The sequence below is a fragment of the Mesorhizobium sp. WSM4821 genome (genome assembly GCF_055901555.1).
This window is the reverse complement of sequence record NZ_CM148371.1, coordinates 4,282,895-4,296,250: the sequence shown is the minus strand read 5'-3', so window position 1 is coordinate 4,296,250 and position 13,356 is coordinate 4,282,895. Positions and strand designations below refer to the sequence as shown.

15 protein-coding genes and 1 pseudogene are annotated in these 13,356 nt (G+C 62.7%); 10 read left to right on the top strand and 6 right to left on the bottom strand.

What is annotated here, in order from left to right:
* Window positions 1-13 precede the first annotated feature (13 nt).
* The 4 genes from AC0NID_RS20815 to AC0NID_RS20800 all read left to right on the top strand — a co-directional run bounded on the left by AC0NID_RS20815 (window position 14) and on the right by AC0NID_RS20800 (window position 3,020).
* Window positions 14-448 (top strand): DUF983 domain-containing protein, encoded by a 435-nt coding sequence (locus tag AC0NID_RS20815; RefSeq protein WP_473456808.1) that lies wholly within the window; start codon window positions 14-16, stop codon window positions 446-448.
* A gap of 73 nt (window positions 449-521) precedes the next feature.
* Entirely contained in the window at window positions 522-1,262 is a 741-nt protein-coding gene (locus AC0NID_RS20810; protein ID WP_473456807.1) for an NUDIX hydrolase, read from the top strand.
* 21 nt (window positions 1,263-1,283) lie between these two features.
* Window positions 1,284-2,459: an MFS transporter gene (locus tag AC0NID_RS20805; RefSeq protein ID WP_473456806.1), complete on the top strand. Its 1,176-nt coding sequence runs from the start codon at window positions 1,284-1,286 to the stop codon at window positions 2,457-2,459.
* A 105-nt stretch (window positions 2,460-2,564) separates the two neighbouring features.
* Window positions 2,565-3,020 (top strand): YqfO family protein, encoded by a 456-nt coding sequence (locus tag AC0NID_RS20800; RefSeq protein WP_473456804.1) that lies wholly within the window; start codon window positions 2,565-2,567, stop codon window positions 3,018-3,020.
* A 209-nt stretch (window positions 3,021-3,229) separates the two neighbouring features.
* Here AC0NID_RS20800 and AC0NID_RS20795 read toward each other — a convergent pair.
* Window positions 3,230-3,586, bottom strand: a pseudogene (locus AC0NID_RS20795) (endonuclease domain-containing protein); the annotation flags it as partial.
* 163 nt (window positions 3,587-3,749) lie between these two features.
* Here AC0NID_RS20795 and AC0NID_RS20790 point away from each other — a divergent pair.
* Both AC0NID_RS20790 and rpmG read left to right on the top strand, forming a co-directional pair.
* On the top strand, window positions 3,750-4,859 hold the full coding sequence (locus AC0NID_RS20790) for an ISAs1 family transposase (protein WP_473459533.1): 1,110 nt from the start codon (window positions 3,750-3,752) through the stop codon (window positions 4,857-4,859).
* A gap of 204 nt (window positions 4,860-5,063) precedes the next feature.
* Window positions 5,064-5,231, top strand: coding sequence for a 50S ribosomal protein L33 (gene rpmG, locus AC0NID_RS20785; protein ID WP_006201775.1), 168 nt, complete (start codon window positions 5,064-5,066; stop codon window positions 5,229-5,231).
* Window positions 5,232-5,614: 383 nt separating this feature from the next.
* Here the strand turns inward: rpmG and AC0NID_RS20780 are convergent, their stop codons facing one another.
* Window positions 5,615-6,988, bottom strand: coding sequence for a PleD family two-component system response regulator (locus AC0NID_RS20780; protein WP_473458227.1), 1,374 nt, complete (start codon window positions 6,986-6,988; stop codon window positions 5,615-5,617).
* Between the two features lie 33 nt (window positions 6,989-7,021).
* Window positions 7,022-7,438: a response regulator gene (locus tag AC0NID_RS20775; protein WP_473458228.1), complete on the bottom strand. Its 417-nt coding sequence runs from the start codon at window positions 7,436-7,438 to the stop codon at window positions 7,022-7,024.
* 191 nt (window positions 7,439-7,629) lie between these two features.
* Here AC0NID_RS20775 and AC0NID_RS20770 point away from each other — a divergent pair, with 191 nt between their 5' ends.
* Both AC0NID_RS20770 and AC0NID_RS20765 read left to right on the top strand, forming a co-directional pair.
* Window positions 7,630-7,929 carry a DUF3572 domain-containing protein gene (locus AC0NID_RS20770; protein WP_473458229.1) on the top strand — a complete coding sequence of 100 codons (300 nt, stop codon included), beginning with the start codon at window positions 7,630-7,632 and terminating at the stop codon, window positions 7,927-7,929.
* On the top strand, window positions 7,913-8,074 hold the full coding sequence (locus AC0NID_RS20765; protein ID WP_473458230.1) for a hypothetical protein: 162 nt from the start codon (window positions 7,913-7,915) through the stop codon (window positions 8,072-8,074). The genes AC0NID_RS20770 and AC0NID_RS20765 overlap by 17 nt, the downstream gene beginning before the upstream one ends.
* Before the next feature lie 8 nt (window positions 8,075-8,082).
* Here AC0NID_RS20765 and AC0NID_RS20760 read toward each other — a convergent pair whose 3' ends face one another.
* Window positions 8,083-9,600, bottom strand: a complete 1,518-nt coding sequence (locus AC0NID_RS20760; RefSeq protein WP_473458231.1) for a YdgA family protein — start codon at window positions 9,598-9,600, stop codon at window positions 8,083-8,085.
* Window positions 9,601-9,694: 94 nt separating this feature from the next.
* Window positions 9,695-10,270: a GNAT family N-acetyltransferase gene (locus tag AC0NID_RS20755; RefSeq protein ID WP_473458232.1), complete on the bottom strand. Its 576-nt coding sequence runs from the start codon at window positions 10,268-10,270 to the stop codon at window positions 9,695-9,697.
* 67 nt (window positions 10,271-10,337) lie between these two features.
* Here AC0NID_RS20755 and AC0NID_RS20750 point away from each other — a divergent pair, with 67 nt between their 5' ends.
* Window positions 10,338-11,666 carry a DNA polymerase IV gene (locus AC0NID_RS20750; protein WP_473458233.1) on the top strand — a complete coding sequence of 443 codons (1,329 nt, stop codon included), beginning with the start codon at window positions 10,338-10,340 and terminating at the stop codon, window positions 11,664-11,666.
* Between the two features lie 111 nt (window positions 11,667-11,777).
* Here the strand turns inward: AC0NID_RS20750 and AC0NID_RS20745 are convergent, their stop codons facing one another.
* Window positions 11,778-12,284, bottom strand: a complete 507-nt coding sequence (locus AC0NID_RS20745) for a hypothetical protein (protein ID WP_473458234.1) — start codon at window positions 12,282-12,284, stop codon at window positions 11,778-11,780.
* Window positions 12,285-12,470: 186 nt separating this feature from the next.
* Between AC0NID_RS20745 and AC0NID_RS20740 the strand changes: the two genes are divergently transcribed.
* Window positions 12,471-13,346, top strand: a complete 876-nt coding sequence (locus tag AC0NID_RS20740) for a DMT family transporter (RefSeq protein WP_473458235.1) — start codon at window positions 12,471-12,473, stop codon at window positions 13,344-13,346.
* Window positions 13,347-13,356 lie beyond the last annotated feature (10 nt).

The window sequence follows — 13,356 nt, the reverse complement described above, 5'->3', positions numbered from 1 at the left end:
AGGCGATTTGAAAATGAACCAGCAGATTTTCGGCGGCGAACATCACTCGGGCCGGGTCACCCGACCACTGTGGACGGCGATGAAGCGCGGTGCGCTCGGCCGCTGCCCGCATTGCGGCGAAGGCAAGCTGTTTCGCGCCTTCGTCAAGACCGTCGACAAATGCGATCGTTGCGGCGAGGAGCTTCACCACCATCGCGCCGACGACCTGCCCGCCTACTTGGTGGTGGTCATCGTCGGCCATATCGTGCTCGGCGCCTTCATGGGCATCGAAGCGACCTCCACCCTGTCCACCTGGCAGCACATAGCCATCTGGGTGCCGCTGACCATCCTCCTGGCGGTCATCTTGCTGCAGCCGGTCAAGGGCGCCGTCATCGGCCTGCAATGGGCGTTCTATATGCATGGCTTCGGCGGGGAAGAAGATCTGATCGAGTCGCATCCCGAGGCCTGAAAACCGAGGCTGGCGCAATCGGCATGGCTGGACGCCACTTTCGCATCGGAGAAGTTTCCGCTAGGTCGTGCGCATGGACGGTATGACCAAGGCGGACGTCGACAGGGTTGAGCGGAGCGCAAGTGCGCTTCACAGCCAGCCGATTCGCCCGCGCGACGCCGCGACGCTGATCCTGCTCGACCGCAAGGGCGACGAGTTTCGGGTGCTGATGGGCCGGCGCCACGCCAGTCACGCCTTCATGCCGGGAAAATTCGTCTTTCCCGGCGGCCGCACCGATCCGGCCGACAGCCGCATTCCCATAGCCACGGCGTTACACCCCGAGGAAGAGGCGAAGCTGACCGCCGGTGTCGGCCGCACCAGTCCGGCCCGCGCCCGCGCCATTGCCCTGTCGGCGGTACGCGAGACCTATGAGGAGGCTGGCCTGCTGATCGGACGGAAAGGCGCCTTCGCGACGACCAAGCGCGATTGGCAGGGCTTTGCCGAGCACGGCGTGAAGCCCTCGCTGGAAGCGCTGCGCTTCATCGCGCGCGCCATCACGCCGCCCAACCGGGTGCGGCGCTTCGACACGCGCTTTTTCGGCGCCTGGCGCCAAGATGTCGCCGTGGAGCTGCCGGACGGCGGCCCGACCAACGAGCTGGAAGAACTGGTCTGGCTGCCGCTCGCCAAGGCGAGGCAGGCCGATATTCCCGACATCACCAGGGCCATCCTGGAGGAACTGGAAAAGCGGCTCGTCGACGATCCGCTGCTGCGCCCCGGTGGTTCCGTGCCGTTCTACCGGCTTGTCGGCAATCGCTTCGTCCGCGAAATTCTGTAAAGCATAGAGCACCTACATCCCATGACGGTCGATACCCAGCAAGAGGTCGAGGAACGCGTACACTGGTTGCCGATGATCGCGGCGATCTCGTCGATCAGCGTCGTCGGCATCGCCATCGGCCTTGGCATGCCGCTGCTCAGCGTCATCCTCGAAACGCGCGGCCATTCGGCGTCGATGATCGGCCTCAATACCGCTGTTGCCGGCCTCGCCTCGATCGCCGGCGCACCGCTCGCGACCCCGCTCGCCATGCGATTCGGCGTCGCCTGGACGATGCTGGCCATGATCGCCACGGGCGTGCTGGCCTTCGTCGGCTTCCATTTCGCGCCTGATTTCTGGATGTGGTTTCCGTTGCGCATCCTGCTGCACATCGCGCTGACGGTGCTGTTCATCCTGTCGGAATTCTGGATCAGCACATCGGCGCCGCCGCACCGGCGCGGCCTGGTCCTGGGCATCTATGCCACCGTGCTGTCGCTCGGCTTTGCCGCCGGGCCTTGGCTGTTCGCCCAACTCGGCAGCAGCGGCTTCCTGCCCTTCGGCGTCACCATAGCGCTGGTGACGCTGGCCGCCATTCCGGTTCTGGCGGCACGCAACGAGAGCCCGACGATCGTCTCCAATGGCGAAACCAGCAACTTCCTGCGCTACATCTGGCTGGTGCCGACGGCGACCGCCGCGGTGCTGGTGTTCGGCGCGGTCGAGACCGGCGGCTTTGCGCTATTCCCCGTCTATGGCAACCGCATCGGCTACTCCGAGGCCAATGCCGCCCTTCTGCTCACCATGATCGGCCTCGGCAACGTGCTGCTGCAGATCCCGCTCGGCATGATCAGCGACCGTGTCAGCGACCGCCGCTATCTGCTTTTGGCTTGTGCAACCATCGGGCTCGCCGGCACCATCTTCATGCCGCACTTCGCGCAGAACTGGCACCTGATGGCGGCGCTTCTGTTCGTCTGGGGCGGCGTCGTCGCGGCCATGTACACGATTGGCCTGGCCCATCTCGGCTCGCAGCTTTCCGGTCACGAACTGGCCAAGGCCAACGCTGCCTTCGTGCTCTGCTACGGTGTCGGCATGGTGCTCGGCCCGCAGGCGATCGGCATCGGCATGGACATTTTCGGACCTTCGGGCTTCGGCTGGGCGCTCGGCATGTTCTTCGCCTTCTATATCGCGCTGGTCGGCGCCAGGCTCGTCCGAAAAATCCTGTAGAAGGACCCGATCGACGCCTCGTGCGGCGCAAGGCTGCTGACATAACCGTGTCAGCAGCGATCGGATAGATTGTCAGCAGCAGACCACGAATTTGAGGAGGCCGTCATGATCGATTCCGGGTTTGAAACGAGATCGGTGCGGATGGAATTACTGCTGCTGGTGACCTTTCAGGCACCGGTCGGAGACGTCGACCGCATCATGGAAGCGGTGGTTGCGATTGCCCCGCTGACCATGGGCAAATACAACAGCAATGCCTACCAGTCGGCGCACGGCATCGAGCGCTATCGGCCGCTCGACGGCGCGGCCGCAGGCGCCGAGACGGAATTGCGCAGACGGCCGGGGACGGTGGAAGTGTCGTTCGAACTGCCCGACGACCAGGCGCTGGCCGCCCGCATCGTCGAAGCGATATTCCAGGTCCACAGCTATCAGGAGCCGGTGATCCGCATTCAGCCGATCCTCGCCAGCCGATCCAAGGGCCTCGACGACCGCTCCAACCCGAACCGCTGGTGGAACACGACAGGAGACTGGAAGAAGGCTGAGCCGGTCACAGCGGACGCATGAGCGTTGCGGTCAGCTCCTTTCTCCCCGTTTCCAGGGAGATCGGCAGCCTCGCCGACAAGGCTCCCCTTGCGACGCTGGTGATTGGCGAAATCTGAGGTGGCGGCCGATCTCCCCCCAAGTGGGGGAAATGTCCGGCAGGACAGAGGGGGGCACTGTCCCGCCAGCCTTGCCGTGATGTCCGGCCCACGCGCGGATCTGCGTGTGCCAGCCAGACCAGCCCCGATGACGATGTGCTGGCAGACATTGTCGATATCGCGAATGACATCGTCGTTCCAGAAGCGCAGGATGATCCAGCCATCCTGTTGCAGACGCTTCGTCCTTACTTCATCATCTGTGGCCGCATTCACTTCGGCATGTTGCGAGCCATCCACTTCGACGACCAGTTTCCTTTTCGGGCAAGCGAAGTCGACTATGTAGCCAGCGATCGGAAATTGTCTGCGGAACCCAAGCCCCATCAGCTGATGCGCGCGAATCTCGTTCCAAAGCTTCAGTTCTGCATCGGTCATGACTTTTCGCATCGACTTGGCGTTTGCGCGGTGTCGCGGAGGCAATGGCGTGTGCGGCATCGTCACTTCTCCCGGAATGTTGAGAAACTCCCAAGTTGGAAGACTATAGAGGTCGGGACTCTACGTCGCCCCCCTCTGTCCCGCCGGACATCTCCCCCTTGCGGGCAGGGGAATCGCATATGGCTTTTTTTGTTGCATTTTGAGTATTGGAGGATTCTGAGGATTGGCGGTTTTCAGAGGAGAGACTGCCATTTCCTGCCTTGAGACTTGTTTTGGGGCTCTGCCCGATCCGCGCGCTGGGAATGCCTCGCATCAGCTTGGCGACATCATCGTGATGATGGTAGCGGCGAGCCTGTGTGGAGCCACGACGGCGACGGAGTTCGCCCTGTTTGCCGAGAACCGCAAGACTGCCCTGTCGCGCTTGATCGACTATGACAGCGCACCAAGTCACGACACCTTCTCGAGGCTGTTGCGGCTGATGGACCCGGACGCCTTTGCACGGGCCTTTAGCGTCTTTGCGGCCGGTTTCGCCCAAGCGCTCGCCGAGATGGATAATGGGGCAGGTGAAGTCGTGGCGCTTGACGGTAAGGCGTTGCGACGCGCCTACGAGCGAGGTCGGGCGGCCAGCCCACCGTTGACGGTCTCCGCCTTTGCGACCGAGGCCCGCCTGTGCCTGGCGGCGGCGACGCCAAGCACCGACGAGAACGAGATTGAGGCAGCGCTCAAGGTCGTGGATCTGATTGATCTCACTGACAAAATCGTCACCGCCGACGCACTCCACTGCCATCGTCGCATGGCGCAAGCCATCCTCGATCGTGGCGGAAGCTACGTGCTCACCCTGAAGGGAAACCGCCGCCACTGGCGCCAGAAGGCACGCCAATTCCTGTCGCAATCCGACCCGGCAACAGCCGAACACAGTGAATTCAGCCATGGCCGCAACGAGTGGCGACTGGCCGAAGTGGTGCCTGCGGACAAGCCGCTCATGCCCGGCCATGCCGCCTTCCTGCGCGTCACTTCCAAACGCGGCGAAGCTAAGCCGCGCACACGCCTGTTCATGGCCTCCACGCTGCTCACTCCCCAACAGGCGCTCGCCATGACGCGCGCCCATTGGCAAATCGAAAATGGCCTGCACTGGATGCTCGATGTACATCTCAACGAAGACCTCAGCAGGGCTCGAAAAGACAATGCTCCAGCCAACCTCGCAATCATCACCCGCATCGCCCGAAACATCCTGCAGAGCACCGATGTCGATAAAATCCCCATCAGTCACCGCATCAAGAAATGCGCCTGGAACGACGACTACCTCGTCAACGCTCTCACCCATATGCGATAGCCCTGCCCACGAGGGGGGGAGATTGGCAGCTCCGCCGACGGCTCTGACTTCGATCGCTGTCAAAAGCGACCGCTCTGCTCCACAAAACCCAGCGGGGTTGACTTTCCGGTCGCGTTCTTTATGTGTCGCGCCAAGTTTCCCGCGTCCGGGTGTTTTCCCCGTGCTCCAGCGGCCAAGACTCCACGAACATAACGGACAGATACCATGGCCAAAGCCGCAAACATCAAGATCAAGCTTCTGTCGACCGCCGACACCGGTTTCTTCTACGTGACCAGCAAGAACAGCCGCACCAAGACGGACAAGCTGTCGTTCCGCAAATACGATCCGGTCGCCAAGAAGCACGTCGAGTTCAAGGAAACCAAGATCAAGTAATCAGGTTTCCTGCTTAAAACCAAAACGCCGCCCCTGTGGGCGGCGTTTTGGTTTCAAGGCCTCGAAAAGCCCGAATTTTCCGATGCTTGGCGCAGAGTCTCGATGTCTTTTCGAAAGGGGGCCGGCCGGCTTTGGCAGCGGTACGAGGAGGCCACTATGTGCCAGCGCCGACCGACCGACCCCACGGACCCAGGAGATGCGGCGGACCTGAATCATGGGGTATCTGTAGGATTGACCCGGCGATCTACCCTCACGCCGGCTCCGTCACTGGCCTGCACATTCGCGCAACGGTTTGTGAAAATCAACAATTTCTTAACCAAGTCGGCGAATCACTTGCATTAAGGTAAATTCGTAACCCTGTCGCACTGACTGGATAATCGGCGCTACGCCGCCTTGGCGACCACACGATTGCGGCCGGCGCTCTTGGCTTCGTAGAGCGCAAGGTCGGCGCGTTTCATCAGGCCGGCAACCGAGTCCAGGCCCTTCAGCATCGAAGAAACACCGACGCTGACGGTGACCTCGATCGTTTCGCCCGCGTCGCCGACGACAAACGGCATCTGGGCGATCTCCGCGCGAATGCGCTCCGCGACCTTTTCGGCCACCGCGCCGTCCGTGTCCGGCATGACCACGACGAACTCCTCGCCACCGAAGCGGCAGGCGAGATCGATGCCGCGCACATTCTTGCGCAGCCGCCGCGCGAATTCACGCAGCACGTCGTCGCCGCCATCATGGCCATGCGTGTCGTTGACGGTCTTGAAGCGGTCGAGGTCGGTGATCATCACCGACAGCGGCCGCCGCCGCGCCACGGCGCGATCGAACAAGGTCTGCAGATGGCTGTCGAGGTAACGGCGGTTGTGCAGTCCCGTCAGGGCATCGGTCACCGCCATCTCGATGGTCTGGGTGACGCTGGCGCGGAGCTGGTCGTTGTAGCGCTTGCGGCGCACTTGCGTGCGTAGCCGCGCGGTCAGCTCTTGCTGGTCAATCGGCCGCATCAGGTAGTCGTTGATGCCGAGCTCGAGGCCGCGAATGATGCGCCCCTCCTCGCCCTCCTGCGCCAGAAGAATGATCGGCAGGAAGCGGGTGCGATCGAGCGAACGCAGTTGCGAGCAAAGCCTGAGCGGATCGAAATCGGCAAAGGCCGTCGAGATCATTACGCATTCATAGGGCGTCTCGGCGGCCTGGAAGAAGCCGGCATGCGGATCGCTGGCGATGTCGAGGTCGGCGCTGCCGCGCAGCATTTTCTGGACGCGCTCGAAGGAGGATTTGCGCTCGTCGATCAACAGGACCTTGGGCGTGATGTCTTCGGACGCGAAGTTGCGGCTCAACAGTTCCTCGATGCCGATGTTGCGCGTGGTCGAGGCGCGCAGGCGCAACTCGTCGGTCAGCGTCTTCAGCCTGACCAGGCTTTTGACGCGCGTCATCAATTGCAGATCGTTGACAGGCTTGGTCAGGAAATCGTCGGCCCCGGCCTCGAGGCCGCGCACCCGGTCCGAAACCTGGTCGAGCGCGGTGATCATGACGACGGGGATGTGCGACGTCGCCGGATCGCTTTTCAGCCGCCGGCAGACCTCGAACCCGTCCATATCGGGCATCATCACGTCGAGCAGCACGACGTCGACCTTGCCGTTTTCGCAGGTCTCGATCGCGTCCAGCCCGTTGGTGGCGGTCAGCACCTCGAAATATTCGGCAAGCAACCGGACCTCGAGCAGCCTCACATTGGCAGGGATGTCGTCGACGACGAGGATCCGCGCAGTCATCTCATAAAGCTCCGGCTCGGCTGGCAGGATGCATCAGGCATCGCCCAGGTAGGATTTGATGGTTTCGATGAAACGCGGCACCGAGATCGGCTTGGAAATATAAGCTTCGCAGCCACCCTGGCGGATGCGCTCCTCATCGCCCTTCATCGCGAAGGCGGTGACGGCAATGACCGGGATGACATGGAGGTCATCGTCCTCCTTCAGCCATTTGGTCACTTCCAGTCCCGACACTTCGGGCAGCTGGATGTCCATCAAAATGAGGTCCGGCCTGTGCCGTCGCGCCAGATCCAGCGCTTCGAGGCCGTTGCGCGTGCGGACCGTCTCGTAACCGCTCGCTTCGATGAGGTCCCGAAAGAGCTTCATGTTGAGCTCGTTGTCCTCGACGATCATGACCTTCTTAGGCATCGATTTCCCGTCCCGGCCTGCCTTCCGCTGGAAGGTTGCCGTCATGCGCCCGTGCCGGCACGCACGAAACCCTGCTCGACACTACGGCAATATAATTGACGAAACGGAAACCGACTGCCGGAAAAGCTTCGGATTTCACCTCGAACACCGCATTGCAGAGGTAGATGACTTGCCGCGGGCGACGCTTGCGATTACTGCCGAAAAGAGACTCATTTCCACCGCACAAGAAGGTAGCGATGGCAAACGCAGCGTCAATGCGCGAGGAGGCGGAAACCATTGCCGTGAAGGCGCTGGCCTTTGTCGCCGCAGATCCGGAACTTCTGCCCCGCTTCCTGGCGATCACCGGCATCGAGGCGCATTCCATCCGCCAGGCAGCCGGCGAGCCGGGATTTTTGGCCGGCGTTCTGCAGTTCATCCTCGCCCACGAGCCGACGCTCATGCGGTTCGCGCAGGAAACCGGCACGCCGCCGGCCGCCGTCGGCAAGGCGCTGCGGGCTCTGCCGCTTGGCGACGACGATCATGAGCGTTCCATATGAGCGACGATCCCGAAACAGCGCGCCAAATCGAGGACTGGCAGCCGACGACGGCCCGCTGCCGGTGCTCGATGTAGACGACGTCGCGCTCGAATCCATCCACTGGCGTGAAGCCACGCCGAAGATCGCGGCAGCGCTCGGATTTTGATCAAGCGCTTAAGGCTGAGGCTCCGCTCCGTTGTCGCCCGCGGTAGCATCACTCGGGTCAGTAAGGGGACCGTCCTGGACGGCATCGGCCGGCTTCAGCATGGCGCCGTTGACCGTCACCGAACCGTCGGCCTTAGCGTTGATGACCCACTCCAAACGGCCGTCCGGCAGCGTCTTGCCAAACCCTTTGGCTGCCAGAACCACCGGGAAATACTGCGCGGCTTCCGGCTCGGATTTTGCCGCGGTCTGCAGGCTTTCTACGATCTTGTCGAAGCCCGCGATATCGATCGTCAGATTTGCCTCGGGCTTCATGCCGGGGAACGTCATATCGCCTTCCATCGCGATTTCGATGTCGGCGTTCTTCACCGTGCTGTGGCCGATGACGACCTTCGGCCCCTTGGCCATAAAATCGGCGGTCAGCGTATCGCCGAAGCCGGCCGGCAACGGCGGATCCTGGTCGAGATCAAAGGCTTCGATCGCTTTTCTGGCCAAGCTGTCGAGATCCATGTTGGCGCCGCCGAAACTCAGGTCGATATCGGTCGGCAACAGCGCCGTACTCCAGGCGGGCAGCACGTTTCGCGGGACCGTCAGTCCCGCCGCCTTGATCGTATAGTTGAATGCTGCGTTCTGGGCGATGCCGTCGGACCCGAAGCTGATGCCCAGCTCCGCCCCGCCGAAAGGACCCGCCGGGCTTTCTACAGTGAGATCCTTGAACCCGTAGGTTCCGTCGATCCGCTCCCACAGCGGCAGCGCGGCGCGCAGAAGTGATTTGAGCTCCGCCTTGTTGGCTTTCAACCTGGCCTCGTCTTCATTGGCGACGGCAAATGCCAGCAGATCGAGAAACGGCTTCGTCCGCACGCCCTTGCCGGTCGCATTCACCGACAGTTCCGGCGATTTGATCGTGAGCGGGAGTTTCAGCCCGCTTTTGGGGTCGTCGAAATCAAGCGCTTCGGCAAAATCCGCGATCGTCTGCGTCATGGTGAAATCGACACCGCCATTCGCGGCCTTGGTCGCGTTCATCGTGGCGTTACCGGCGCCGGTGCTCACTTCCGCGGCCTGCATGGCGTCGCGGGAATTCATCGTCATGCCGGCCATCGAGCTCGTAGCGCTGGCGAAAGTCGCCAGCTCGGGATCGTAGACCCCAGCGAACTTGCCGCCTTCGACCGAGAATTGCATGCTCTGGGGCCCTTCCGGCCCCTTGAACTCGAAGGACCCGCTTGGCGAAATATCCGCCGAGACATCCCATGTCCCGTCGCTGCTCGGCTTGACGAGGAATGCGTAGGGGCTGAAGTCGAATTTGAAGGAATGCTGCGTCGCCAACAGATCCACGACAGGTTTGAAGTCGACGGCGAGTTTGTAAGCGTCGCCTTCTACGGAAACCTTCAGAAAACCACTGTCGATCGCCTGGCTGCCGACATAGCGGGACAGGTTTTCGGAGAGTTGTTTCGCGCCCTCACCATCGACGGTCTGGCCGGAAGCAGGCGCGCTCAACGCAAGAAGGAACACGAATGGCAGAACACGGTTCACGCTGACTCTCCGTTGGCCTGAAGGGCGAAATTTGCGTCTTTTCCTAGGAAATTACCATCACAACCGCAAATGAGGCCAAAGGCGGCGAAATGGCTCAAAGCACCAGCCGCATCAGCGGCCGGCCCGCCTTGCGCTCGACCAGCCTCTCGAAGCCGGCTTTCTCGAAGACCCGCGACGAACCGACGAACAGCCCGATCGAGCGCGAATCCTTCGACAGGTCGATCGGACATGCCTCGACCAGCCGCGCACCGTTCTGGCGGGCAAACTCGATGCCGCCCGCGACCAGCCGGTGGGTCACGCCCCTGCCCCGTGCCTTGGCGCGGATGAAGAAGCAGGAAATCGCCCAGACGCCTGGATCGAAAGCGTCGGCGGGATCGACCGGCGCCGACCCCCTGCCCTTATTGTTCCATTCGGGCACGTCGGCGCGCGGGCCGATCTGCATCCAACCGACCGCCTTGCCGTCCTCGAACGCCAGCAGGCCCGGTGGCGGCCCGGCTTCGATCCGCGCCTTGATATGATCCTTGTTGCGCTCCTTGTCGCTGGCGCGGCGCACTGCCGGCGCCATCCGGAAATGCGTGCACCAGCAGCCGTAGCAGGCGCCTTGCTTGCCGAAAAGATCTTCGAAATCCGCCCAAAGCTCGGGCACTAGTGGCGCTATGGTCGTATTCATGAGCTCTCTCCCGGCCCGCCGCTTGTCGCGGCGTCCGTCCTGACGTACCATTGCATTTGTTCTCTTTATGTTCGCAGTGATGGCGGCCCCTGTCAACAATCCCGATCACGGTTTTTGCCGCGACTGCCTGACTTTCCAGCGCGGCGAGGCACGGCGTTGCGAACGCTGCGGCAGTCCCCGGCTTGCCCGCCATCCGGAGCTCTACCGGCTGCATCTTGCCCATATCGATTGCGACGCGTTTTACGCGGCGATCGAAAAGCGCGACAACCCGGCGCTGAAGGACCGGCCGCTGATCATCGGCGGCGGCAAGCGCGGCGTCGTCTCCACCGCTTGCTACATCGCCCGCATCCACGGGGTGCGCTCGGCGATGCCCATGTTCAAGGCGCTCGAAGCCTGCCCGGAAGCGGTCGTCCTGCCGCCGGACATGGAGAAGTATGCGCGCGTCGGCCGCGAGGTGCGCGCCATGATGCAGGCGCTGACGCCGCTGGTCGAGCCGATCTCCATCGACGAAGCGTTTCTGGACCTTGCCGGCACCGAGCGCCTGCATGGCTTGCCGCCGGCAGTGGTGCTGGCACGCTTCGCGATCGGCGTGGAGAAGGAGATCGGCATCACCGTTTCGGCGGGCCTGTCCTACTGCAAGTTCCTGGCCAAGATGGCGTCGGACTTTCGCAAGCCGCGCGGCTTTTCGGTGATCGGCGAGGCCGAGGCGGCCGGCTTCCTGGCCGAGCAGCCGGTGACGCTGATCTGGGGCGTGGGAAAAGCCTTCGCCGCCACGCTCGAGCGAGACGGCATCCGCATGATCGGCCAGTTGCAGCGCATGGAGCGCGGCGACCTGATGCGCCGCTACGGCGTGATGGGCGACCGGCTCTACCATCTCTCGCGCGGCGAGGACGACCGCCGCGTCGATCCCGACCAGGATGCGAAAAGCGTATCGGCGGAGACCACCTTCGACACCGACATCGCGTCCCTCGATGAATTGGTTTCGGTGCTGAGAGCGCTGTCGGAAAAGGTCTCGGGGCGGCTGAAGAAGGCCGGTATTGCCGGGCGCACGGTCGTGCTGAAGCTGAAGACCCAGGATTTCAAGACCCGCACGCGCAACCGCCAACTCGGCGACCCGACACGGCTGGCCGACCGGATTTTTTCGACCGGTCTCGAACTGCTGCGCAGGGAGGCGGATGGCACGAAATACCGGCTGCTCGGCATCGGCGTCAGCGACCTCTCCAATGACGAGAGGGCCGATCCGCCCGATCTCGTCGATATCCAGTCGCGCAAGCGCGCCATGGCCGAAGGCGCCATCGACACGCTGCGCGGCAAGTTCGGCCGCAAGGCGGTGGAGACCGGCTACACCTTCGGCAAGGGCCGCAACGCCCGTCCGCCCGAACCGATCGAGGACTGAGACTACATATTGCATAGGGTGTGTTGAGATTTCAGGTCAGTACGTGAGCACCAGAAGCGCAGGAAACCGCCGTTCGCAGGCCGGCATCACCTGAATATCGACATACCCTGGTCAGATGCGCCGCAGATCGATCCGGCTGGTCGTCACGCTTTCGCCGGTCTTCGGGTCGACGTCGATGACGGTCAGCCGCATGCCGTCCTCACCGTTCTTCTCGACCGTCATTTGCGCCTTGCGGTCGCCGTTGACCTCCTTCGCCCAACGAATGCCGAGATTGATGGCACTGCCCGAACGGCTGCCGCTGAGCTGCGCCGGCCCGGTGCGGGATCCGACATAGGTGCCGGTGTACTTCGCTCCGCTCGACTTCAGATCGGCACTGATAGCGCGCGTCAGCACGACAAGGCCGCGGCAGGTGCCGTCCAGCGACAATGAGCTGGATGTAGCGTCGGAATTGAAGCGGCAGGAGACGTTCACCGTCGGCGCCTCGGTGGTGACCTTGACCGTCCCCTTCCCGGCGAAATTCCCCTCGAACGAGCGGAGAAAATCGGCTTCGTCGGCATGAGCCGCGCCAGCCGCAGCCGCCAGGCAGCCGGCAAGTACAAATCGCGCGAGTGATTTCATCGAATCTCTCCTCGTTGAGATCGGAAACAAGGGACTTCCTGCCAGGGTTAAATACTGGGAATCAACGTCTTCCGTAGCGGCAGGTTCCGCCTTCGACATGACGGTTTTGCAACGCGCCGCTTCTGGCCCAGCCGAATGCGCAGACTAGCGGTTGCGATCAAAGCCCCGGCTTGCGACATAGCGCGCATGGCACCCTCGATCCCCAAGGCCGCGTTCTGGATGGCGCTGTCGGTCGCATCGTTTCTGACGATGTCGGTCGCCGGCCGCGCCACGACAGCCGAGCTCAACGTCTTCCAGGTGCTTGAGCTGCGTTCGGTGATCGGTTTTTTCATCCTCCTGCCGCTGGTCATGATGTCGGGCGGTTTTGCGGCGATGCGCACCAAGCGCGCCCTCGCCCATATCGCCCGCAATGTCGTCCATTTTCTCGGCCAGGCGGCGTGGCTATATGCCTTGACGCTGATCCCGCTGGCTGTACTGATCTCGATCGAATTCACGACGCCGATCTGGACGGCCATCCTGGCGGTCGGCTTTCTTGGTGAAAGACTAAGCCGGCCGAGGCTTGCGGCGATCGTGCTCGGGCTGATCGGCGTGGTGATCATCGTGCGGCCGGGCATCGGCTCCGTCGATCCGGGACATGTTGTCGTGCTGGGGGCCGCGGTCTGCTTCGGCATATCCGTAGTCCTGGTCAAATCGCTGACTGGGACGGACAGCGTCGTGCGCATCATTTTCTGGATGCTGGTCATCCAGTCGGTGCTCGGCCTTGCCCCGGCGCTTTACGAATGGCGCAACCCGCCGCTCGACCTGTGGCCCTGGATCCTGCTGATCGCCTTCACTGGCATGTCGTCGCACTTCTGCATGGCCCGCGCACTCGCCTATGCCGACGCGACCGTCATCTCGCCGATGGACTTTCTGCGCGTGCCGCTATCGGCGCTGATCGGCTGGCTGCTCTATCAGGAGCAGATCGACGCCTTCACCGCCGGCGGCGCCTTGCTGATCCTGCTAGGCAATCTGCTCAATCTGCAGAAAAAAGCGACCAAGCCGGCGGAAGTGGCAGCGTCGTAGCCGTGCGATA

Excerpts from the sequence above, each read along its gene's own strand:
- AC0NID_RS20775 (WP_473458228.1), bottom strand. The coding sequence starts at position 7,438 with ATGACGGCAACCTTCCAGCGGAAGGCAGGCCGGGACGGGAAATCGATG.
- AC0NID_RS20815 (WP_473456808.1), top strand. The coding sequence starts at position 14 with ATGAACCAGCAGATTTTCGGCGGCGAACATCACTCGGGCCGGGTCACC.
- AC0NID_RS20765 (WP_473458230.1), top strand. The coding sequence starts at position 7,913 with ATGAGCGTTCCATATGAGCGACGATCCCGAAACAGCGCGCCAAATCGA.
- AC0NID_RS20770 (WP_473458229.1), top strand. The coding sequence starts at position 7,630 with ATGGCAAACGCAGCGTCAATGCGCGAGGAGGCGGAAACCATTGCCGTG.
- AC0NID_RS20805 (WP_473456806.1), top strand. The coding sequence starts at position 1,284 with ATGACGGTCGATACCCAGCAAGAGGTCGAGGAACGCGTACACTGGTTG.
- AC0NID_RS20780 (WP_473458227.1), bottom strand. The coding sequence starts at position 6,988 with ATGACTGCGCGGATCCTCGTCGTCGACGACATCCCTGCCAATGTGAGG.
- AC0NID_RS20755 (WP_473458232.1), bottom strand. The coding sequence starts at position 10,270 with ATGAATACGACCATAGCGCCACTAGTGCCCGAGCTTTGGGCGGATTTC.
- AC0NID_RS20800 (WP_473456804.1), top strand. The coding sequence starts at position 2,565 with ATGATCGATTCCGGGTTTGAAACGAGATCGGTGCGGATGGAATTACTG.
- AC0NID_RS20810 (WP_473456807.1), top strand. The coding sequence starts at position 522 with ATGGACGGTATGACCAAGGCGGACGTCGACAGGGTTGAGCGGAGCGCA.
- rpmG (WP_006201775.1), top strand. The coding sequence starts at position 5,064 with ATGGCCAAAGCCGCAAACATCAAGATCAAGCTTCTGTCGACCGCCGAC.
- AC0NID_RS20745 (WP_473458234.1), bottom strand. The coding sequence starts at position 12,284 with ATGAAATCACTCGCGCGATTTGTACTTGCCGGCTGCCTGGCGGCTGCG.
- AC0NID_RS20740 (WP_473458235.1), top strand. The coding sequence starts at position 12,471 with ATGGCACCCTCGATCCCCAAGGCCGCGTTCTGGATGGCGCTGTCGGTC.
- AC0NID_RS20750 (WP_473458233.1), top strand. The coding sequence starts at position 10,338 with ATGTTCGCAGTGATGGCGGCCCCTGTCAACAATCCCGATCACGGTTTT.